Annotated in this window: 15 protein-coding genes; 9 read left to right on the forward strand and 6 right to left on the reverse strand. The window is 74.3% G+C overall.

Features of this window, described 5'->3' with window-relative positions; genetic code table 11:
• Positions 1–8: 8 nt before the first annotated feature.
• The 3 genes from ACZ4EF_RS22600 (at position 9) to ACZ4EF_RS22610 (ending at position 4,777) form a co-directional block, all read left to right on the forward strand.
• The gene (locus ACZ4EF_RS22600; RefSeq protein ID WP_467506249.1) at positions 9–641 is read left to right on the forward strand and encodes a CGNR zinc finger domain-containing protein; all 633 of its coding nucleotides are present in this window, start codon (positions 9–11) and stop codon (positions 639–641) included.
• A gap of 561 nt (positions 642–1,202) precedes the next feature.
• Positions 1,203–4,148 carry an ATP-binding protein gene (locus tag ACZ4EF_RS22605; protein WP_467506250.1) on the forward strand — a complete coding sequence of 982 codons (2,946 nt, stop codon included), beginning with the start codon at positions 1,203–1,205 and terminating at the stop codon, positions 4,146–4,148.
• 128 nt (positions 4,149–4,276) lie between these two features.
• Positions 4,277–4,777 carry a hypothetical protein gene (locus tag ACZ4EF_RS22610; protein ID WP_355344009.1) on the forward strand — a complete coding sequence of 167 codons (501 nt, stop codon included), beginning with the start codon at positions 4,277–4,279 and terminating at the stop codon, positions 4,775–4,777.
• A gap of 210 nt (positions 4,778–4,987) precedes the next feature.
• On the opposite strand, the gene ACZ4EF_RS22615 is transcribed toward ACZ4EF_RS22610, so the two are convergent.
• Both ACZ4EF_RS22615 and ACZ4EF_RS22620 read right to left on the reverse strand, forming a co-directional pair.
• On the reverse strand, positions 4,988–6,931 hold the full coding sequence (locus ACZ4EF_RS22615; RefSeq protein WP_391050110.1) for an N-acetylmuramoyl-L-alanine amidase: 1,944 nt from the start codon (positions 6,929–6,931) through the stop codon (positions 4,988–4,990).
• A 302-nt stretch (positions 6,932–7,233) separates the two neighbouring features.
• Entirely contained in the window at positions 7,234–8,322 is a 1,089-nt protein-coding gene (locus tag ACZ4EF_RS22620) for an aminoglycoside phosphotransferase family protein (RefSeq protein ID WP_355344012.1), read from the reverse strand.
• Between the two features lie 226 nt (positions 8,323–8,548).
• On the opposite strand from ACZ4EF_RS22620, the gene ACZ4EF_RS22625 reads away from it, so the two are divergent.
• The gene (locus tag ACZ4EF_RS22625; RefSeq protein WP_355344015.1) at positions 8,549–10,030 is read left to right on the forward strand and encodes a DNA-binding protein NsdB; all 1,482 of its coding nucleotides are present in this window, start codon (positions 8,549–8,551) and stop codon (positions 10,028–10,030) included.
• Positions 10,031–10,244: 214 nt separating this feature from the next.
• On the opposite strand, the gene ACZ4EF_RS22630 is transcribed toward ACZ4EF_RS22625, so the two are convergent.
• Positions 10,245–11,714: a PP2C family protein-serine/threonine phosphatase gene (locus ACZ4EF_RS22630; protein WP_467506251.1), complete on the reverse strand. Its 1,470-nt coding sequence runs from the start codon at positions 11,712–11,714 to the stop codon at positions 10,245–10,247.
• A 385-nt stretch (positions 11,715–12,099) separates the two neighbouring features.
• On the opposite strand from ACZ4EF_RS22630, the gene ACZ4EF_RS22635 reads away from it, so the two are divergent.
• From ACZ4EF_RS22635 to ACZ4EF_RS22650, 4 genes are all read left to right on the forward strand, one after another.
• A complete protein-coding gene (locus ACZ4EF_RS22635) occupies positions 12,100–13,527 on the forward strand; it encodes a HEAT repeat domain-containing protein (RefSeq protein WP_467506252.1) in 1,428 nt (475 codons plus the stop codon).
• A gap of 191 nt (positions 13,528–13,718) precedes the next feature.
• Positions 13,719–14,840: a glycosyltransferase family 4 protein gene (locus tag ACZ4EF_RS22640; RefSeq protein WP_391164184.1), complete on the forward strand. Its 1,122-nt coding sequence runs from the start codon at positions 13,719–13,721 to the stop codon at positions 14,838–14,840.
• Entirely contained in the window at positions 14,837–16,261 is a 1,425-nt protein-coding gene (locus ACZ4EF_RS22645) for a glycosyltransferase (protein ID WP_467506253.1), read from the forward strand. The genes ACZ4EF_RS22640 and ACZ4EF_RS22645 overlap by 4 nt, the downstream gene beginning before the upstream one ends.
• The gene (locus ACZ4EF_RS22650; RefSeq protein WP_467506254.1) at positions 16,258–17,247 is read left to right on the forward strand and encodes an SGNH/GDSL hydrolase family protein; all 990 of its coding nucleotides are present in this window, start codon (positions 16,258–16,260) and stop codon (positions 17,245–17,247) included. The genes ACZ4EF_RS22645 and ACZ4EF_RS22650 overlap by 4 nt, the downstream gene beginning before the upstream one ends.
• Here ACZ4EF_RS22650 and ACZ4EF_RS22655 read toward each other — a convergent pair.
• From ACZ4EF_RS22655 to ACZ4EF_RS22665, 3 genes are read right to left on the reverse strand one after another with little or no spacing between them, the layout of a single operon-like run.
• Complete coding sequence (locus ACZ4EF_RS22655) at positions 17,148–18,080, reverse strand: 5-oxoprolinase subunit C family protein (protein WP_467506255.1); 933 nt, start codon at positions 18,078–18,080, stop codon at positions 17,148–17,150. The two genes, ACZ4EF_RS22650 and ACZ4EF_RS22655, sit on opposite strands and share 100 nt — an antisense overlap.
• A complete protein-coding gene (locus tag ACZ4EF_RS22660; RefSeq protein ID WP_467506256.1) occupies positions 18,077–18,727 on the reverse strand; it encodes a 5-oxoprolinase subunit B family protein in 651 nt (216 codons plus the stop codon). The genes ACZ4EF_RS22655 and ACZ4EF_RS22660 overlap by 4 nt, the downstream gene beginning before the upstream one ends.
• Entirely contained in the window at positions 18,724–19,557 is an 834-nt protein-coding gene (locus ACZ4EF_RS22665) for a LamB/YcsF family protein (RefSeq protein ID WP_467506257.1), read from the reverse strand. The genes ACZ4EF_RS22660 and ACZ4EF_RS22665 overlap by 4 nt, the downstream gene beginning before the upstream one ends.
• A gap of 207 nt (positions 19,558–19,764) precedes the next feature.
• Between ACZ4EF_RS22665 and ACZ4EF_RS22670 the strand changes: the two genes are divergently transcribed.
• Positions 19,765–21,276, forward strand: a complete 1,512-nt coding sequence (locus tag ACZ4EF_RS22670; RefSeq protein ID WP_355344041.1) for a hypothetical protein — start codon at positions 19,765–19,767, stop codon at positions 21,274–21,276.
• The last annotated feature ends 40 nt before the right edge of the window (positions 21,277–21,316 follow it).

Genomic DNA, 21,316 nt, shown 5'->3' on the forward strand with positions numbered 1-21,316 from the left:
ATTAGGACATGACCGGTGATCATCTCGCGCTCGACCTCGCCGTCACCATCCGGCACGACGGCCACGGCGGCGTCGCCGACGACCTCGCGGACCCCGCCGGGCTGACCCGGTGGGTGCGCGAGCACGCCGACGCGCTCAGCGGCGTTCTCGGTGAAGTGCCGGGCTCGGCGGCGCGGTTCACCGCCGACGAGGCCGCGCGCACCGCCGTCGTCGAGGTGCGTACGGCGGTCCGCGCGCTCTTCGCCCGCGCCGTGCTGCCCGGTCCGCCCAGCCGCGCGGACGCCGGACGGCTGCCGTCGGCCCGGCAGGCGCTCGACCGGCTGAACACCGCGTCCGCCGTGGTCCCCGTCGCCCCGCGCCTGGACTGGCCGGACGGCGCGGAACCCGCGGCGGCTCACACCGTGTCCGCCGACGCGGCTCCGGCCGACCGGCTGGCCGCCGCCCTCGCCCGCGCCGCCATCGCCTTCCTCGCCGGACCCGAGCGCGCGCTGCTGCGCGCCTGCCCCGCCCCGCGCTGCGTCCGCTACTTCGTCAAGGAGCACGCCCGCCAGGAGTGGTGCAAACCGTCCTGCGGCAACCGCGCCCGCGTCGCCCGCCATCACGCGCGGCAGCGCGAGGAGCGGGCTGGGCAGGGGAGTTGACCGAAGGGAGGGGGTGACGCGCGGATCGAGCGGGTGTGCGCGCCGAGTCGAGGCCCGCTCGAGTCGAGGCCCGCGTCGAGCTGAAGCGCGGGGCGAGCTGAGGCGCGGGACGAGTTGAGGCCCGCGTCGAGTTGGGGCCCGCGTCGGATTGAGGTGCGCGGCGAGCCGATGAGCGAGAGGCGCCGACATCCCGCGGGGGCTGACGCGCGCACGAGGGGCGTATGGCAGGACCCGCGGACGAGACGGCGCGTTACGGCGGGTAAGGGGGGCGCACATGGGGCGCACGGGTGCTCCAGTGCGGTGCGGGGACTGCGGTGCCTGGTGGGACGACCGTCTCGCGTGGCAGTCTCGCCCGTGTTGGGCGGCGGGAAGATCTCCCAGGTCGCCGCCGCTCCCGCCGTGCCGGTCACGTCCCCTGCCAGTGGCGAACCGGCACGGCCGTCCCCCTTACACAGCGGAGCCGACGGCGTACGCTGTGAGGCCACCGGTCGGCTGTCCGTCCTGCACGTCCCCGCATGTCGTGCGCCGGGCGCACACCACCGGCAGGCAGGGGGGTTGACCATGTCGCAGCGCCACTCGCGCAACCGGCGCGCGCTGCTCGAACGAGACGCCGAACTCGTCGCCGTGGACGAGGCGTTGAGCGATCTCACCGGCTTAGGCGCCGACGACGACGCCGGTACGGACGCGGGCATCGCCGCGCGCCCCGCCGAACGGCACGGGGGGCTCATCGCCTTCGCCGCGTCCGCCGGCCTCGGCAAGACCACACTGCTCACCGAAGTACGCCGCAGGGCCGCGGAACGCGGCTGCACCGTACTGTCCGCGCGCGGCGGCGACCAGGAGCAGCAGGTCGCCTTCCACGTCGCGCGGCAACTGCTGCAACCCCAGCTCGTCGGAGCCCCGGAGACGGAAATCCGCGCCAGGCTCGGCAGTTGGTACGGCATCGTCGGCCCGGCCCTCGGACTGTGCACGGCGGAAGGCGCCGCCCCCGACCCGCAGGGTCTGCGCGACGGCCTGGACTGGGTCCTCACCCACATCGCCGTCCAACGCGCGCCCGTCGTACTGGTGTTGGACGACGCGCACTGGGCCGACCCGCAGTCGCTCAACTGGCTCGCCGCCTTCGCGCCGCGCGCCGACGAACTGGCGCTGCTCATCGTCGTCGCCTACCGGCCGGACGAACTCCCGCCGGGCGCCGAGTCGTTCCGCGGCCTGCCCGGCCGGGCGGGACACCGCCCGATCGGCCTCGAACCGCTCACCGCGACCGCCATCCGCCACCTGATCAGGGAGTCGGTCGGCGCGCACGCCGACGAGGCGTTCTGCCGCGAGTGCTGGGCGGTCACCGCCGGAAACCCCTTCGAAGCCGTCGAGTTGGCCGAGAAGGTCCGCGACCGGGGGCTGCGCCCCGACGAGTCCAGCGCCCACCTGCTGCGCGACCTGGCCGCCGCGGCCAAGGGCAGCGGTCTGATCGCCCGGCTCGAACGTCTGGGCCCCTCCACCGTCCGCCTCGCCTGGGCCGCCGCCGTCCTCGGCACGGAGATCTCCCCGACGCTGGCCGCCACCGTCGCGGGACTCGGCCGCGAGGAGGCCGCCGACTGCGCCGACCGGCTGCGCGACGCCCGTATCGTCACCGGCAGCGGCACCCTGGAGTTCGTCCACCCGCTGATCGCCACCGCCGTCTACCGGGCGATCCCGGACGCCGTACGCGTCGCCCTGCACGGTCAGGCCGCCTGGTCGGTGGTCGACGAGGGCCTCGGCCCGGCCGCCGCGGCCCGCCACCTGCTGGAGACCCACCCCGAGGGCGACCCCTGGGTGGTCGCCCAACTGCGCGCCGCCGCACGGGAGACGCTGCGCGCGGGCGCCCCCGAGGCGGCCCGCGCGTACCTGGGCCGCGCCCTGCGCGAACCCCCGCCGCCCGAGGACCGGGCCGCCGTGCTCTACGAACTGGGCTCCGCCTCCCAGCTCCTGGAGCCCTCGGTCACCGTCAACCACCTGCGGGCCGCGCTCGAAGAGCCGATCACCGACCCCGAACTGCGCGACGGGATCGTCTTCCGGCTCTCCCAGTCCCTCGCCCACAGCGACCGGCTCGGCGAGGCCGCCGACGTCGTCGCGCACGCCGCCCGTACCGCCACCGGCGCCCGCACCAGGCTGCGGATGCAGGCGGAACAGTTCATGTGGGACGCCTTCCGCGCCGACGAACCCGACTCGCCCAGCCGCTCCCGGCGGCTGGCCAGGCTCGCCGACCGGCTCACCGGCCGCGACCTCACCGAGCGGTACATCATCGGCCTGCGCGCCTGGGACGCCACCTTGCGCGGCGAGCCCACGACCACCGTCCTGCACCACGCGGGCCGCGCCCTGGACGGCGGCCTGCCCTGGGCCAACGAGGGGTGGGGTTTCGAGGTCCCCGTCCTGGTCGCCATGACCTACATGTACGCCGACCAGCCGGGCCGCGCCGAGGAGCTGTTCACCACCGGCATCGCGGGCTTCGAGCGGCACGGCTGGCGCGGCGCCCACCTGTCCTTCGGGTATCTGCTGCTCGGCTACCTGCGCTACCGCCGCGGGCGGCTCGCGGAGGCCGAGGACTTCGCCCGCGACGGGCTGCGGCTGGCCGAGCGGGTCGGCCGCGGCACCCCCGTCCAGTGGTACTCGGTGGCCGTCCTCATCGAGATCCTGCTGGCCCGCGGCCGGACCGAGGAAGCCGTCGCGCTCGCCGCCGCGTACGACTTCCGGGAGCCGTTCCCCGCGGCCGTCACCTTCCCCGACGCCCAGGCCGTGCACGGCGAACTGCTGCTCGCCCAGGGGCGGTACAAAGAAGCCGTCGCCGAACTGACCGGTGTCGGCGGCAGGCTCGACCCGCGGGGGATGCGCAACCCCGCCTGGAGCCCCTGGCAACTGCACCTCGCGCTCGCCGAGGCGCACGACACCCCCGAGCGGGCCAGGGCGACCGCGCTGGACGCCGTCGCCCGCGCCCGCCAGTTCGGCGCCGCCTCCGCCGTCGGCCACGCGCTGCGGGTCGCCGCCGAGGTCACCGGCGGCCCGGACGGGCTGAAGCTGCTCGAGGAGTCCGTCGACCGGCTGGAGGAGTCGCCCTCCGCGCACCAGCTCGCCTGCTCGCTCGTCGCCCACGGCGCCGCGCTGCGCCGGGCGGGACAGCCAGAGCGGGCCGCGGAACAGCTCCACCGCGGACTCGACACCGCCCGGACGTGCGGCGCGGACGGACTGGCCGACCGGGCCGGCCAGGAGCTGGAGCTGGCCGGGCTGCGCCCGCGGCACCCGCACTCGGCCGACTCCGACGCCCTCACCGCCCGCGAGCACGCCGCCGCCCTGCGCGCCGCACAGGGCGAGGACCACCGCCGGATCGCCGCCGCCCTCGGCACCGGCGAGCGCGACGTCGTCCGCACCCTGAACGCCGTCTACCGCAAGCTCGGCACCGACCCCACCGGGCTGCCGGAAGCCCTGCGCAAAACCCCCGCGGCGCCCGCGCCGCCGGACGACGACGCCTACGGCCGCTGACGGCCGGGGGAGCGGCCCATGGGCGGGCCGCCGTACGGGATCGCACCGGCCGGGGCGGCACGCGACCAGGGCACGGAAGGGGCGCGGGCCCGGTCCCCGGCGGCGGTCGCTACCCGTACGATGGCGGCATGTCCTTCCTCCGCCGCCGTAGCGCAGCCACGCCCACCGGGCCGGACTTCGATGTCCTCGCGATGGACCCGGGGGACTGGCCCGGTGACCTCGGCGCCGGGCTGCTGCCCGGCCCCGACGGCAGTTGCCAGGGCATCTATCTGCGCTACGACCTGTTCGGCGGACGCGGCCCCGCGATGCTGATCGGCAACCTCCCGGTCGGCTCGCCCGCCCGCGAGCTGGACGACGGCCAGGTGCCCTTCGAGGTGGCCCAGCTCCTCGCGGCGCTCGGCAACGACGAACCGGCCGAGGTCACCGGCATCGAGGACACCCCCGTGATGCACGGCGACAGCCTGCTGATCGTGCGCCGGATCAAGATCTCCGAGTCGCGGGTCGCCTGCGCCCAGTTCGACCGCAGCGACGGCGTCCAGGTCACCATCGCCACCTGGGACCGGCCGATCACCGACGATCTGTACCAGCTTCTGAAGCCGCTGCCCGCGGAGATGTTCCAGGCGGGCTGAGACCGGCGGACACACACCTTCCGCGGGGCGGACGCCCAGGACGCGGACGCGACAGGACGCCCAGGACACGCACGCTTCGGGACACGCACGCTTCGGCACACGCACGCTTCGCGACACGGGCGCGACAGGACACGGCGAAGGGCGGCACCGGAATCCCGGTGCCGCCCTTCCCCCGCTACCCTCGGGCCCGCCGCCGCGGGCCCGGCGGACTCAGCGCGGAGCGCCCAGCACCGACGGCAGCAAGGTCACGTCGGAGGCCATCACGTACTCCACCCGGTGGCCGAGCTGGATCTCGTAGTAGAGCTGCTTCCCGCGCACCACCTTCTGGTTGCTGGTGTCGAAGGAGGTCGAGTAGAAGTACTCGCCCGGCACCACATTGCCGACCACGTACCGCTGTCCGGCCGGGATCGCGTACGGCATCGGGAAGATGCCCTGCACCGGCACGTCCGCCGGATACGCCGCCGCCTCCGGGTACGCGCGGCCGTAGACCGGGATGCTCGCCAGCCCCTTCTTCGGGGTGATCACCAGGCCGATCGAGTTGACGGCCGTCGGCCGCGACGCCGGGTTGTGGAACCACGCCTTCTGGCCGAGGTACCACACCGCAGTCCAGTCGCCCTGCCGCTCGGCCACCGCGAACTGCTGGCCCGCGGAGGCCCGCGCGCCCACGTCGTTGACGCCCGTGGTGCTCGCGCCGGTCGCACCGTGCAGCCCGATGTCCTTGACCAGCGGCGCGTCCTCGCTCGGCGCCGTGTACAGCCGGACCGCGTCGGAGCCGTGCGCCGGACAGACCGCCGCGGCCGTCACACAGCCGGTGTAGACCGGCTGGTTGGTGTCGTAGTCGGGGGCGATGGTGACCACGCCGCCCCAGGCACCGGCGGTCGCGCGCAGGGGGGCGCCCATCAGCGCCATGTAGTGACCCCAGTCCCAGTACGGGCCCGGGTCGGTGTGCATCCCCGAGATGTACGAAGCCGTCGGGCCCGGCACATTGTCGTGCCCGAGGATGTGCTGCCGGTCCAGCGGGATGTGGTACTTCGCCGCCAGGTACTTCACCAGCCGCGCGGACGTGCGGTACATCGACTCCGTGTACCAGGTGCCCGGATCGGTCAGGAAGCCCTCGTGCTCGATGCCGACGGACTTGGAGTTGGTGTACCAGTTGCCCGCGTGCCAGCCGACGTCCTTGGTGTTCAGGTGCTGGGCGATGTGCCCGTCGGAGGAGCGCACGGTGTAGTGCCAGGCCAGATACGTCGGGTCCTGGACGAGCTGGAGGGCGGTGTCCCAGTAGCCCTCGGTGTCGTGGATGACGATCGTGTCGATCTTCTCGGTGTTCGGCCGGTCGGCCTTGTCGTAGTTGCCGTAGTCCCCGCCGCCGGTGTCCTCGTACGGCGCCGGGATCCACTCGCAGCCCAGGCCGCTCGGGCACTCCGTCCCCGCCGCGTTGACCTGCTTCAGGCCGATCCTGGCGGCCTGGCCCGCCGCGGGCCTCACCGCGGGAGCCGCGGCCAGCGTGACCCGCTGCCCGGCGTCGGTGGTCCGTGTCTGCCCCTGCTTCAGGACGTCGAAGACGTCGTCGGCGAAGGCCGCGGCCGTCGCCGTGTCGTCGGCGCCGGAGTAGCGGGCGACCGCCGCGTACCAGTCCGCGGGATCCGAACTCAGCGGCTCGCCCAGCGACTTCTGGGTGTCGGCGAGCAGCGCCGCGCCGCCCGCCACATTCGTCGCCGCGTCTTCGCGCAGCGCACCGGCCGACAGCCCGGTCAGCGTCGCCGCGCGGTCCAGCGTGGTGTACGAGGCGGGCAGCGCGGCCAGATCGGGCGCCTGCGCGGTCGCCGTACTGATCATCGGCCGGGTGTCGTCCCCGCGCCCGTCGTCCGCGCCGTCCCCCATGCCCTTGCTCGGGAAGTCCGCGAGGGCGGTACGGGTGTCGGTCAGATGCATCGGCCCGTAGCCGCCGGTCACACTCGGCATGCCCTGGTGGCCGTCCCAGCGGGACTCCAGATACGACACGCCCAGCAGCACGCTCTGCGGCACGTGGTACGCCTTGGCGGCGTCCGTGAACGCCTGTTGCAGCGAGCCCGCGGCACTCGGGCCGGGCTCGGCCGCGTGGGCGACACCGAACACCGGGAGCAGAGCGGCGGCAGCCGCGGCCGCCGTGGCCATACGCAGCGCGCGCCGTCCACGGCGTCTGTCGGACGGGGGAGCGGATCCTCGCAAAGCAGCCTCCTCCAAGAGATGCCGAACGATCGGCACCACAGAGGTATCGGCTGCCGGAACATCCGTCAACCATCCGTCAGGCATCCGGACACGAGGCCGTCTTCGCACGTCAGCGGCGTATTTCGGAAGTTTCCCCGCTGCGGCGTGCTGGCCTGCTCCTCGTCAGTGGTGTGGACCAGTGGGGCGCGCGGGACGGCGCGCGGAACTCGTGGCCGGCCGCGGTCACGGTGTACCCGTCCGGTCCGCTCCTACCGGGTGCCGACCGCGGCGCGCACCGCCCTGCGGGCCATGCCGCAGTCGTCGTGCAGGCGGCGCAGCAGCAGCCGCTGCTCCTCGCCCGCCTCGGCCGCGCCGGGCGCCACGGGTCCCACGGCCCGCATCGTGCGCTGGACGGCCGTCTCGTAGGTGCGGATCTCCCGGGTCAGCACCAGCATCAGATTGACCAGGAAGGAGTCCCGCGCCGCCGGACCCTGCGCCTGCGCCTGCTGGCTGATCTGCCGCCGCGCCGCCGGGTCGTCGCCGAGCACCGACCACAGCACCGCCAGGTCGTACCCCGGCAGATACCAGCCCGAGTGCTCCCAGTCGACCAGCGAGGGACCCGCGGGCGACAGCAGCACATTCGACAACTGCGCGTCGCCGTGGCAGAACTGCCCCTGCACATGGGCCAGTCCGTGCAGAAGCTGCTGGAGGTCGCCCATGTCCCGGTCGGTCAGCAGCCCCAACTCGTGGTAGCGGTTGATGCGGACGGGATAGTCGATCGGCGCGTCGAAGGAACCAGCGGGCGGGCGCCACATGTTGACGCGCGAGTACGCCGAGAGCGCCGCCCGCACATCGCCCTTGGTCGGCGGCTGCACCGGGTGCCGCTGCGGCGACACCACCCGTCCGGGCATCCGCTCCATCACCAGCACACAGCTCTCGGGGTCCGCGGCGATCAGCCGCGGCACCCGGACCGGCGGCCGGTGCCGGACGAACGTGCGGTAGGCCGCTATCTCCTGGCGGAAACGCTCCGCCCAGGCGGGGGACTGGTCGAGCAGACACTTCGCGACGGCCGGAGCGCGCCCCGAGGTGCCGATCAGCAGCGCGGTACGGCCGCCGCGGCGCAGGAGCTGGACCGGGGCGAACTCGGGGCAGATGCGCTGCACGGCGGCGACGGCGGTGCGCAACTGGGCGCCCTGTGGGCCGGTCAAGTCGAGTCTCCCGCTGAGCGGATGGGAGCTGCCCGCGGGCCGGCCGACGCGCCGTACGGCGGTGGCCTGGCGGGGGCGGAGGGCGGATTCCGCGACGGCGGGGTACGACGGCCGGGGCGGTGCGGACACGGAGGACGATGCCGAATACATGAGGAGAAGCAGATCCCTTCGTGTGCCAACGGTTCAGGGGTGCCACGGCCGGTCCGGTACCGCACCCTGGGGAATGCGGAGACGGACCGGGGTGGCGCGTTCCTACCTGACACCCGGCCGCGGGTGGCACACCACGTAGCGGACCCTGGCGAACCCTGGCGAATAGTCGCGAGGCCATTGTCAGGGGGAATAGTGTCAATTCAGCCGAGGAACCTGGGGGCTTGACGTGGGCAATGAAGCCAACACCCGACTCGCGGACCTGTTCGGCCTCACCGGCTGGTCCAAGGGCGAACTCGCACGGTTGGTCAACCGGCAGGCGGCGGCCATGGGCCATCCGCAGCTCTCGACCGACACATCGCGCGTACGCCGTTGGATCGAGACCGGTGAGTCGCCGCGCGATCCCGTGCCGAAGGTGTTGGCCGCGCTGTTCACCGAGCGTCTCGGCCGTGTCGTGACCATCGAGGATCTCGGGTTCGACCGGCGCCGGAAGACGGGAAGAAGACAGACCGGAGACGGCCTCCCGTGGCCGCCGGAACGAACCGCCGCGGTCCTCACCGAATTCACGGGAATGGACCTCATGCTCAACCGACGCGGTCTGGTGGGCGCGGGCGCCGCGCTCGCCACCGGTTCCGTACTCAGCACCGCCATGCACGACTGGCTGCACACCGACCCGGCCCTCGCGGCCGACGCGCCAGTCCTCGACGATCCGCTCGACGCCGACCCCGCCGCCTACGACCAGTACGAGGCGGTACCGGTCGGCTCCCAGGAGATCGAATCGCTGGAACGCTCGGTCGAGGTGTTCCGCGCCTGGGACGCCTCACGCGGCGGCGGCCTCCAGCGCAAGGCCGTGGTCGGCCAGCTCAACGAGGTGGGAGGCATGCTCTCCTACGCCCACCCCGCGCATCTCCAGCGCCGGTTGTGGGGCGTGGCCGCCAACCTCGCGGTGCTGGCGGGCTGGATGTCGCACGACGTGGGCCTGGAACCCACCGCCCAGAAGTACTTCGTGATCGCCGCACACGCCGCGCGGGAGGGCGGCGACCGGCCCAGGGCCGGTGAGGCGCTGTCCAGGGCCGCCCGCCAGATGGTGCACCTGGGGCGGCCGGACGACGCGCTGGACCTGATGAAGCTCGCCAAGTCGGGTTCCGGCGAGTCCGCGCTGCCGCGCACCCGCGCCATGCTGCGCACCATCGAGGCGTGGGCGCAGGCGTCCATGGGCCGCGGCCAGGCGATGCGGCGGACCCTCGGCGAGGCCGAGGACCTGTTCGTCTCCGACAAGGGCGATGTACCGGCGCCCAGTTGGATGCAGAATTTCGACGAGGCCGACCTGCACGGGATGCAGGCGCTCGCCTTCCGCACCCTGGCCGACCACGACCCGTCGGCCGCGGCCGAGGCGCAACTCCACGCCAAGAAGGCGCTGGTGCTGCGGGGCGGCGGCCACGAGCGGTCGATGATCTTCGACTATCTGTCGCTGGCGTCGGCCTGCTTCATCGCCGACGACCCGGAGGAGGCCGACCGCTACGCCCGGATGGCGCTGCTCACCATCGGGGAGACCTCCTCGCACCGCACCTGGGACCGGCTGCGCGAGATGTACCGGCTCACCGGCCGGTATTCCGGCTACACCAAGATCCAGGATCTGCGCACCGAGATCGAGACGGCACTGCCGAAATCCAAGGGGAAGGGAACCACCGGGAAGACCCGCTCCGTGTAACAGCGACCGGCCGGCCTGCCGCCGAACGGGTCGGACAGCTCGTACGACAGCACGGATGAGATCCCTGCCGGGCTCTCGAGGGGTCTCGAAAAAATAGATCGCGATTCACCCGCGGAGCGCACGCGCGGAATGCCCGTACGGAATGCTGTACGGAATTCGTGCGCGCGACCTGTCCGCGGAACGTGTCCACGGGAAAGGAGGCAGGAAAGAAGGCTCAGGCGATCCTGGCGATCAGCACACAGGCGTCGTCCTCGCGCTCCGGGGTGCCGAACTCCTCGGCGACGATCCGTACGCAGTCCTGTGCGGTCCGGGCGCGTGCGAACAGCGGTGCCATCGCCAGGAGTCGTCCCGAGCCGCTCTCGGTGTCGGTGTCCAGCGCGGAACGGCGCGGCACGAGGCCGTCGGTGTGCAGCACCAGCAGATCACCGGCGGCCAGTTGCTCGTCGGCCTGCCCGTACAGGGCACCGGAGGTCGCTCCGAGCAGGACGCCCTCGGGGGAATCGAGCACCCGCCCCGCCCCGTCGCGGAACAGCAGCGGGGCGGGGTGGCCCGCCTGGGCCCAGCGCAGCAGCCGGGTCGACGGCTCGTACCGGCAGCACAGGGCGCTGCCGAGCGCGGGCTGCGCCGAGGTGTCGAGCAGTTCGTTGAGCCAGCCCATCAGGGGGCCGGGCTGGAGGCCCGCGACGGCCATGCCGCGCAGCGCGCCCAGCAGCATCGCCATGCCGGAGGTGGCGGCCACCCCGTGTCCGGTGAGGTCGCCGACCGTGAGTAAGGAGGACCCGTCGGGCAACTGCATCGCGTCGTACCAGTCGCCGCCGATCAGGGCGCTGGTGCCGGACGGCAGATAATGCGCTGCCAGGTCCATCGTGGTGGGCCCCCCGTCCTGCGGGAACCGCAGGGTGCCGCGCCAGGGCGGCAGCACGGCCTCCTGCAGCTCAACCGCCAGCCGACGCTCGGTCTGCGCGATCTGCCGCTGCCGCTGGAGGGAGTCACGGGTCTCCCGGAGCGTGCGCTGGCTGCGCCGCAGGTCGCTGACGTCCCGCAACACCGCCCACATGGACACGGTGTCCCCGTCGGCGCCGAGTACCGGCTCGCCGACCATGTGCACCGTACGCACGGACCCGTCCGCGCGCACGATACGGAATTCGCCGTCGATCGGACGGCCGTCGACCAGGCAGCCGGTCACCATCTCGGTGAGGATCTGCTGGTCCTCGGAGAACAGCCACGAGGGCAGCTCGTCCAGGGTCAGCGGACCGTCGGCGGACTCCCGGCCGAAGATCCGGTACAGCTCGTCCGACCACTGCGCGTCATCGGTGAGCAGGTCCCACTCCGCGCTGCCCGCCCGGCCCAGCGCGCTGACCGCGTCGGGCCCCGGCGGCAGGGACGTCTGCGACGGCAGGTCCACCAGCAGGTCGGCGGTCAGCGGGTCGCCGCCCGGATGCCCGGTGTCCAGGCCGTCCCTGAGCTGGCCGAGGTGGGTGTCCACGTCGTCGAGCTGGTGCACGGCCAGATCGCACAGGGCGCGCTGCCAGCGCAACTGGGGGTCCTCGGCGGCGGCGGCGCTCTCGCGCAGCACCGAATCCACCTGGGTCCTGAGGCGACGCGCCTGAGAGATCAGGGCGTCCACCGCACCGGGATCCGGTGGCTGCGCGGAGTTGTGCTCCGCGTGCGTGGGGAACGGCATGACACACTCCGAACGTGTCTGCTGGCAGGCGCTGAACGGCCGTCGCGGACGGAAGGACCGGTAACGACTGTTGCACAGGGAGCGATCGGCCGTAAGGGTTTCCGCGATACCCGATACGGTGGTGCTTCTGGCATATGCCACCAGCCCAGCGGCATAACGCCACCCTCCGCGCCACCCCACCGGCCGTTCCCGCGCCACCCGTTCGACACCCGCCCGCCGCCCGGAAGCGACACGGCACACCCCGAGTCGGTAGGCTTCCGCCGCCCGTCCCCACGGAATCCTCCGTTCCCGTCCGGCATGAAACCGACGACGGCCGGTAAGGATGCCGGGCACCGGTAGCGGAAATCCCGTTGCCATGGAACCCCCCGCACCGGATGCTGACCTCATGTTCGACCCAGACATAGCGCCCAGTGGATCCCTTCTCGGCCTCCTCCAGCGAGGACGCGGAGACGGGCCCCTGCATGCCCTGGCGGCGCCGCGGACGGAAGCCCTCGCCGCTTTGGAGCAGTGCGTGCTGCGCGATCCCCGGCTCGACTGGCGGGTCGAGTCGCGCTCCTTGTATTACGCGCGCCTCTACTCGGACCTGGAGAGCCCGCTCGACGGGATCGAACACCACCTCTTCCACCCGGACGACCTGGTCGCCCCGGACGAGCACCGCTGCGGCCTCGCCCTGTCCGTCCTCGGCCACCTCGCCGGATACGGCCGCCGCGACGCGCTGCACCTGCTGCGGCGGTACGCGGCCACCGGCGGCTGCTGGGAATGGGCGCTCGACGAGCTGGCGGTCCGCGACGACGAGGCGGGACTGCGCGCGCTGGGCCCCGCCGTCGTCGCCCGCTTCCCGCACACCCCCGAAGGCGACGCGGAACTGGCCCGCGCCGTCCGCGAAGCCTACGAACCCCGCCCGTGGCAGCTCTGGGCCGAGGACGCCTCGCAACCGGCCACCGCGACCCGCGTGGCCAAGGCCGCGGAACAGGTCTCGTTCGACCGCTGGCAGCGCCAGATGCGCTCCGCGGGCCCGGCCCCCGGCTGGAGCGTCACCGCCGTCCTCGAATGGGCGCAGCAGGGACTGACCCGCCACCCCCGCCTCGAACGCGACCAGCCCGCCGCCCGCTGCCTGGCCGCCGTCGCGGGCCCCGAGGACCACGCGGAACTGCTGGAAGCGGCCCTGCACGGCCCCTCAGCCGCCCGCGCCGCCGCGCTGCGCCACCTCACCGACCGCTGCGACCCCCGGCGCCTGGACCTGATCGAGACGGCCGCGGTCTCCACCGACGACCTCGTCGTACGCGCCGCCCTCGAATCCCTGGAACGGCTCAGGGACGACGAGGCGATGGCCCGCGCCCGCGTCTGGGCCGCCCGCACCGACCCGCTCGGCTCCGCCGCCGCCCGGCTGCTCGCCCGCCACGGCGGACCGCAGGACGCCGAGCACGTGCTGGGCGCGCTGCGCAGGACCGTACAGACCGGCGGCGCGGACGCCGAAGGGCTCGACGCGCTCGTCGAGGGAGTCGGCCGGCTCTCCGCCTGCCTGGCCGCACCCGTCCTGCGGCACATCTACCGGGAGACGTCGTCCTCCCAGCTCCGCGGCACCGCCGCCGTCGCGCTCGCCGTCACCGACCCCGGTTTCGCCGCCGGTTTCGCCGTCGAGTGCCTGTGGGACTGCGAGGAGAGCACCCGCGAGCTGGCCGCGCACCGCGCGACGTCCGGTGACGTGAGGGTCCTGGCGCAGCTGCGCAGACTGGCCGCGGACCCCGCGGAAGAGGCCGAAGTACAGACCGCCGTCCGCGGCCGGCTCAGTTCCGGCGGTACGTCCAGGTAGGCGGCCGACCCGCGGGCGGACCACGGAGAACCCGGCGCGGGTCTCAGGGCGTGTCCGGCGGATCACGAACGGCCCCTTCGGCACCCGGACCGCCCATGATCCGCGGGGCGGGCCCTAACGCTCATGGGGCGTTCCACTTCGGGAAAGATCCACGTGGCCCTGACAACGCTCAATGCGGCGACAACCACGGTATGCGTGTCGCCATCGTCACAGAGTCCTTCCCACCCGACGTCAACGGAGTGGCCCACTGCGCCCTGCGCACGGCCGAACACCTCGCCCGGCGCGGCCACGAACCGCTCGTGGTCGCGCCCGCGGGCCCGGCCGACCAGGACCCCGGTCCCGACCCCTGTCCCGTCATCCGCGTCCCCTCCCTCCCGCTGCCCGGCTACCCGCAGGTGCGGGTCGCGCTGCCGGGCCGCCGTACCGCCGCCGCCATCGCCGCGCACCGGACGGAGCTGGTCCACCTGGCCAGTCCCTTCGTGCTCGGCGCGCGCGGCCTGGCCGCCGCCACTCGGTTGCGTATCCCTGCCGTCGCCGTCTACCAGACCGACCTCGCCGGATACGCCAGGACGTATCTGAACGCGGGCGAGTCCGCCGCCTGGCGCCGGATCCGCGCGGTGCACTCCGCCGCTGCCCGCACCCTGGCCCCCTCCTCCGCGTCCGTCAGCGCGCTGGCGGAACAGGGCGTGCCGCGCGTCCACTTGTGGCCGCGCGGCGTCGACTCCGACCGCTTCCACCCCGCGCGCCGCGACGGGTCGCTGCGCCGCGAACTGGCCCCGAACGGCGAGCTGATCGTCGGATACGTCGGCAGGCTCGCGCCGGAGAAGCACGTCGAACTGCTCGCCGGGCTCTGCGAACTGCCCGGTGTGCGCGTGGTCGTCGTCGGCGACGGCCCCAGCGCGCCGAGCCTGCGCACCGCCCTGCCGGGCGCGGTCTTCATGGGCCGCAGGACCGGCACCGAACTCGCCCGCATCCACGCCTCCTTCGACGTCTTCTGCCACACAGGACCGTTCGAGACCTTCTGCCAGACCGTGCAGGAGGCGATGGCCAGTGGAGTCCCCGTCGTCGCCCCGGCGGCCGGCGGCCCCCTCGACCTCGTCCAGCACGGCCGCACCGGCCTGCTGGTGCCGCCGCTCGACCCGGCGGCCGTCCGCTCGGCCGTCCAGTTCCTGCTCGGCGACGACGGGCTGCGCGAGCGCTACGGGAGCGCGGCTCGCACAGCGGTCGCCGACCGTACGTGGGAGGCCGTCGGCGACCAACTCCTCGGCCACTACGACCAGGTGCTCGGCGAGCGCGAGGCGGCAGCGGCATGACCACCGACATGAGCGGCGGCGTCAACGGCGACGGCATGAGCGCCGCGGGCGACTGCATGACCACCGGTACGCGAACGGCCGGTACGGCGAGCGGCGCGCGAACCGGCGCCGTCACAGATTTCGGCACCGACCCCACCGACCCCACCGACGGCAGGGACGACGTCATGTACGGCCAGGACGACCTCGCATCATCCGACGGCGGCGCCCGCACCGCCCCGCACCCCCTCGACCGCGACCCCGAGTCCGCCCTGCGCATCGTGCGGCTCGCCAACTTCGTCACGCCCGTCTCCGGCGGCCTGCGCACCGCGCTGCGCCACCTCGGCGAGGGCTACGCGGCGGCGGGCCACGAACCCGTGCTGATCGTCCCCGGCGCCACCGCCTCCGACGAACTCACCCCGCAGGGGCGGGTGATCACCCTGCCGGGTCCTGAGATCCCCGGCACCGGCGGCTACTGCGTACTGGCCCGCCGCGCCCCCGTGGAGGCCGCACTCGCCTCGCTCGCCCCCGACCGGATCGAGGTCTCCGACCGCACCACCCTGCGCTGGACGGGGGAGTGGGCCAGGCGGCACCGCGTGCCCTCCCTGATGGTGTCCCACGAGAGCGCCGACGGTGTGCTCGGCACCTGGGGCCTGCCCTCGGGACCCGCCCGCCGCGCCGCCGACGCCCTCAACCGCCGTACCGCGCTGGCCTACACGCGTGTGGTGTGCACCACGGCCTGGGCCGCCGCCGAATTCGAGCGGATCGGCGCCCGCAACGTCGTACGCGCCCCGCTCGGCGTCGACCTCGAAGGCTGCCACCCCGGTGCCCGGAACCCGCGGCTGCGCGAGACGCACGGGCACGGCGCCGCCGTGCTGCTGGTGCTCTGCTCGCGGCTCTCGCCCGAGAAGCGGCCGGGCATGGCGCTGGAGACCCTGGCCCACCTGCGCGGCTCCGGCGTCGACGCGGCGCTGGTGGTCGCGGGCGAGGGACCCCTGCGGCCCCGGCTCACCGCCCAGGCCAGGGCCGCCCGGCTGCCGGTCACCTTCCTCGGCCATGTGCCGCGGCGCGCCGACCTCGCCGCACTGCTCGCCACCGCCGACGTGGCACTGGCACCGGGACCCGTCGAGACCTTCGGTCTGGCCGCCCTCGAAGCCCTCGCGTGCGGCACCCCCGTGGTGGCCAGCTCCCGCTCCGCGCTGCCCACCCTCATCGGTCCGGCGGGCGGCTGCGCCGACACACCCGCCGAGTACGCCGCCGCCGTACAGCGAATCCTGGCCGCGCCCGAGGAGGGCCGCCGCGCCATGGCCCGCACCCGCGCCGAGCTGTACACCTGGCCCGCCGCCGTCAACGCCTTCCTCACCGCGCACCGGGCCGCCGTCGGCGCCGCCGCACCGTCCGCGCGCCGCCGGACCGCACCGGAGTCCGACGGGGTCAGGCCGTGACCGGCGCCGTGCGCTTCGCCGTACTCGGCGACTCGCTCAGCGAAGGGGTCGGCGACCCGCTGCCCGACGGCGGGTGGCGCGGCTGGGCGGCGCTGCTCGCCGACGGGCTCGCGGCGGCCCCGTACGACACCCGGACGCTCAACCTCGCCCGGAGCGGGGCCCGTTCGGGCGACGTGGCGGGTCCGCAGCTCGAAGCGGCGCTGCGGCACCGGCCGGACCTCGCGTCCGTGCTGGTCGGCGGGAACGACACGCTGCGCGGCGGCTTCGACATCCAGGCGGTGGCCGCCGAACTGCACGTCGTGATGGGCGCGTTGCGCGCCGAGGGCTGCGACGTGCTCACCGCGTGCCTGCCGGACCCCGGAACCGTGCTCGGGCTGCCGTGGCCGCTGGCCCGGCCGCTGGGCCGCAGGATGCGCGCGCTCAACGACACCGTGCACGCCCTGTCCGCGCACCACGGCGCGCACCACCTCCACGCCGCGGAGCGCCACTGGGCGACCATGCCGGGAGCGCTGAGCGCCGACCGGCTGCACCCCAGCGAGACCGGACACCGGCTGCTCGCCCGCGACTTCCACGCCCTGCTCACCGCCGCGGGCCTCGCCCAGGGGCCCGCGCCCCGCCCCGAGCCGGACGGCGCGCCGCCCGGCCGCCGGGCCGCCGCGTGGTGGATGGCCACCCGCGGCACCCGGTGGATCGCCGACCGCTGCACCGACCTGCTGCCCGACCTGATCCGGCTGGCGGGCGCCGAACTGCGCCACCACCGGCAGGGCGGCACAGCGGTGTTGGAGGAGGACGCGCGGCGCGCCACGGTCGCGGCGCTCGCCGCGCTCAAGGTCCCGCCGGGCCCGGCGGCGCGGCCGTATACCCCGCCGCGCCCACCGGCGCCGGGTCAGCGCGTGCTGAGCGGCACGAAGCGGACCGGCGTCCCCGGCGGTGACTGGGCGGCGGCCGGCAGCGAACCCTCGGGGACCACGCCGATGACCGGATAGCCGCCGGTGGTCGGATGGTCGGCGAGAAAGACCACAGGACAGCCGTCCGGAGGCACCTGCACAGCGCCGAGCACCATGCCCTCACTGGGCAGTTCACCGCCGCGGGCCCGGCGCAGCGCCGGGCCCCGCGTGCGCAGCCCGATCCGGTTGGACGCGGGTGAGACGGTGTAACCGCCGCCGAACAACGTACGGAAGGCGTCCGGCGCGAACCAGTCGTCACGCGGCCCGCGCGCCAACGGAAGGACCAACTCGGCTCCGGGACCGGGCAGTGCCACCACATCGCCCTCGCCGAAGAGGCTGACGAAGTCTCCGTCAGAGCTCACGTCGGAGCCCCCGATGACGTCCCCGGACCGGCCGCCGACAGGCAGCACGTCACCCCTCGCGAGCGGCGCGGGGCCGAGCCCCGACAGCAGGTCCGTCGACCTGCTGCCCAGCACCGGCCGTACGGCCACACCGCCGGACACCGCCAGATAGCTGCGCAGCCCCGGCTCCGCCCGCCCCACGTCGAGCTCCGCCCCGCCCGGCACCCGTACCGGCGCGCCCCACGCCGCGGGACGCCCGTCGACCCGTACCGCGCACGGCGCGCCCGTCACCGCCACCAGCACCGCGTGCGAGGCCCGCAGCGCGCAGCCGTCGACCGTCGTCTCCAGACCGGCGGCCTCCGCCGGATTGCCGACCAGCCGGTTCGCCGCCCGCAGCGCCGGACCGTCCAGCGCGCCGGACCGCGGCACCCCCAGATGCGCGTGGCCCGGCCGCCCGAGGTCCTGCACGGTGGTGAGCGCCCCCGCCCGTACGACGGCCAACTCGGCCTGCCCTGACGCCGTTTCCCTCACCCCCGCACCTCCGTGAACCGCACCTCGGTGCCGGGGCTCAGCAGCGCCGCGGGCTCCCGCTCGGGGTCCCAGAGCACGGCGTCCGTCGTGCCGACCAGTTGCCAACCGCCGGGCGAGGAGCGCGGATACACCCCCGCGTACGGTCCGGCCAGCGCGACGGAGCCGGGCGGTACGGCGGTACGGGGCTCGGCCCGGCGCGGTACGCGCAGGTGCTCGGGCAGTCCGGTCAGATAGCCGAAGCCGGGCGCGAAGCCGCAGAAGGCCACACGGAAGGGCGTCGAGGTCACAGTCCCTGCCACCTCCTCGGGGGAGACCTGCCACAGCCCGGCCACCTCCGCGAGGTCGGGCCCGTCGAAGCGCACCGCGATCTCCACGGCCGCGCCCCGCCCCCGCGGCACCGCGGGCACGTCCCACGCGGCCACCTCGGCGGCGAAGGCCCGCGGATCGGCGAGTCCGCACACCAGCACGGTACGGGCGGCGGGCACGATCTCCGTCACCCCGGCCAGTTCCCCGGCCGCCCGCCTGCGCAGCAACTCGGCGTGCAGCGCCTCCGTCTCCTCACCGGTCGCGGACTCCACCAGTACGGCGTCCGCCCCGGCGCGCAGCACCCGCGGCCCCGTGCCCGCCCCGGAACCCGCCCGGCTCACGCGAAGGCCGCGATCCGCAGACCCGACGCCTCCAGCGACTCCCGGACGCGGGCCGCCAGCCGGGCCGCGCCCGGTGTGTCGCCGTGCACGCACAAGGACCGCGCCGCGACCGGCACCCTTTCGCCGCTGATCGCCGTCACCCGCCCGTCGCGGGCGATGCCCACCGAGCGGGCCACCACCTCGTCCTCCGACTCCAGGACCGCGCCCGGCTCGCGGCGCGGGACCAGCGTGCCGCCCGAGGTGTAGGCGCGGTCGGCGAACGCCTCGTGGACCGTGGGCAGCCCTTCGCGGGCCGCCGCGAGCAGCAACTGCGAGCCGGGCAGGCCGAGTACGGGCAGTTCCCCCGCGAGCCGCACGCCCGCGACGACGGCCACCGCCTGCTCGGCGTCGTGCACCGCCCGGTTGTAGAGGGCGCCGTGCGGCTTGACGTACGCCACCGTGGTGCCCGCCGCGCGGGCGAAGACCTCCAACGCGCCGATCTGATAGGCGACTTCGGCGGCCAGTTCCTCCGGAGGCACGTCCATCGAGCGCCGGCCGAAACCGGCGAGGTCGCGGTAGGAGACCTGCGCGCCGATCCGTACGCCCCGCTCCGCCGCCAGTTCGCACACCCGCCACATCGTCGACGGGTCGCCCGCGTGGAAGCCGCACGCGACATTCGCGCTGGTGACGACGGACAGCAGCGCCTCGTCGTCGGTCAGCCGCCAGCGGCCGAAGCCCTCGCCGAGGTCGGCGTTGAGATCGATGACCGTGCCGGGGTCGGTGTCGGGTGCCGCGCCGGGAGGTGTCCGAGGAGCCGTGCCGGGTGCTGCCCCGGTGACCGCGTCCGCCATGATGATCAGCCCGTCCTCGTATCCTCGTATCCGCCTACGAACGGCGCCGAAGGTGCTCCGCGCGCCGCCCGCGAGTCTTCCGTGCCCGTGCCGTACCTGTCGCGGGACCGATCATGGCACTCCCGCGGGCCGACGCGCCGGGTGCCCGCCCCGTGGCGATCCGTGCCGTTTCGTTCGTTGTCGGTGCCACCGCCTAATGTGTGGGGCGTGACCACCACGATCCCGTACTCGCTGCCGGGCGCCGCCCGGCCCGCCCCGGGCCCGGCCGCCGACGAGGGCCTGGCCCGCAGGCTCAAGGCGCTCGCCTGCACGGCGCCGCTGCACGACCTCGACACCCGCAAAGCCAACCTCGCGGGCGAGTACTCGGTGTACGCGATGGCGGAGATCGCGCTGGCCGCGATCGACCTGGTCACGCTCAACATGGACTTCGACACCGGCGCGGACCACGACCAGATAGTGGCCAGACTGCTGCCCCGCGTCGCCGCGCAGGCCCCCGTCCGCGGCCAGGCCGAGCACGAGCGCGTCGCCCGCTGGGTGCTGGAGAATCTGATCAACGTCGGCAGCGCCGACCGCGGATTCCGCGCCGTCTACGGCACGTTCGGCGCCGACGGCGGATATGTGCGGCGGGACTACGACTTCAAGCTGATCGAGGAAGTGCCGGGCCCCGGCGGCAGCGTCTACCTGCGCACCACCGACGAGGCGGTCAACGTCCTGGTCGGCGCGCTCGACACCGACGTCACCAGCGCGCAGATCGCCGCCGAGGTCAAGCTGGAGGTGCTGATCAGCCGCGGCAGGCTCGCCGACGCCCAACTCGCCGCGGAACAGGCCAGGTACCGCACCGTGCAGTACGCGGAGACGCTGCGCCGCACCCTGGAGGCCACCCGGCGCAACGTCCGGGCGGTCGACTGGCTGCGGACCGTCCCCGACATGATCGCCGAGGCCCTCGACCACGTCGCCGACCGCTACCGGCACGAGAACGCGATCCTCACCAACATCCGCAAGGCGCGCGACGAGGCGGAGGAGCCGGAGCACAAGCGCCGCGCCGCCGAACTGGTCGACATCGTCAAGGACTGCATCCGGCGCCACACCCAGCTCCAGTCCAGGCTGTTGGAGGCCGGGCCGCTGTTCCGCGCCGAGCAGGACCGGCAGGCGTTCGCCGCGCCCCCCGCGCGCGCCGGACTCGACCTGTACGGGCAGCTCGTCGCGCCCCTGCTGCCGATCCCGGTCGAGCGCGCGTCGCGGGTCACCGACGCGTTCTTCGCCCGCGGCGCGGGCCTGCGCACCCCGTCCGCCGTACGCGTCACCGACCTGGTCGAACTGCTGCTCACCCCGCCGCTGGAGCGGGAGCACCTGGGCGCGGAGATGCCGGAGCCCGACCTGGTCGCCACCCCGGACGACAGCCGGTTCAGCGAGGAACAGCTCGAATCCGCGCTCGATCTGCTCGACCTGCCGCACGACGCGCCGCGCCGCCTGTCGGGGCTCCTGGCCGACGCCCGCCGCCGTGACCCCGAACTGCCCTATCTGCTGGCCCTGCTGGCGATCCACGCCGCCTCCCCGCCGGTCGGCACCGCCTACCGCCAGGGCGAACAGCGCCTGCTCTTCGCGGTGGACGACGGCACGCCGCTGGACGACCACGAATTCGGCGGCGCCGACCTCATCGTCGGCACCGCGCGGCTGGACGCGGCGGCGATGACGGCCGCGCGCGCGGAGCCCGCGTGAGGCCCGGCACGGCGGCCGCCCGCCGTTTCCGGCCCGGCGG

Source organism: Streptomyces sp. NPDC025721, assembly GCF_055558595.1.

Bases quoted from the DNA above. Each gene is read 5' to 3' on its own strand.
- ACZ4EF_RS22645 (WP_467506253.1), top strand. From the start codon at position 14,837: ATGACCACCGACATGAGCGGCGGCGTCAACGGCGACGGCATGAGCGCC.
- ACZ4EF_RS22620 (WP_355344012.1), bottom strand. From the start codon at position 8,322: ATGTATTCGGCATCGTCCTCCGTGTCCGCACCGCCCCGGCCGTCGTAC.
- ACZ4EF_RS22610 (WP_355344009.1), top strand. From the start codon at position 4,277: ATGTCCTTCCTCCGCCGCCGTAGCGCAGCCACGCCCACCGGGCCGGAC.
- ACZ4EF_RS22640 (WP_391164184.1), top strand. From the start codon at position 13,719: ATGCGTGTCGCCATCGTCACAGAGTCCTTCCCACCCGACGTCAACGGA.
- ACZ4EF_RS22635 (WP_467506252.1), top strand. From the start codon at position 12,100: ATGTTCGACCCAGACATAGCGCCCAGTGGATCCCTTCTCGGCCTCCTC.
- ACZ4EF_RS22665 (WP_467506257.1), bottom strand. From the start codon at position 19,557: ATGGCGGACGCGGTCACCGGGGCAGCACCCGGCACGGCTCCTCGGACA.
- ACZ4EF_RS22600 (WP_467506249.1), top strand. From the start codon at position 9: ATGACCGGTGATCATCTCGCGCTCGACCTCGCCGTCACCATCCGGCAC.
- ACZ4EF_RS22630 (WP_467506251.1), bottom strand. From the start codon at position 11,714: ATGCCGTTCCCCACGCACGCGGAGCACAACTCCGCGCAGCCACCGGAT.
- ACZ4EF_RS22605 (WP_467506250.1), top strand. From the start codon at position 1,203: ATGTCGCAGCGCCACTCGCGCAACCGGCGCGCGCTGCTCGAACGAGAC.
- ACZ4EF_RS22615 (WP_391050110.1), bottom strand. From the start codon at position 6,931: ATGGCCACGGCGGCCGCGGCTGCCGCCGCTCTGCTCCCGGTGTTCGGT.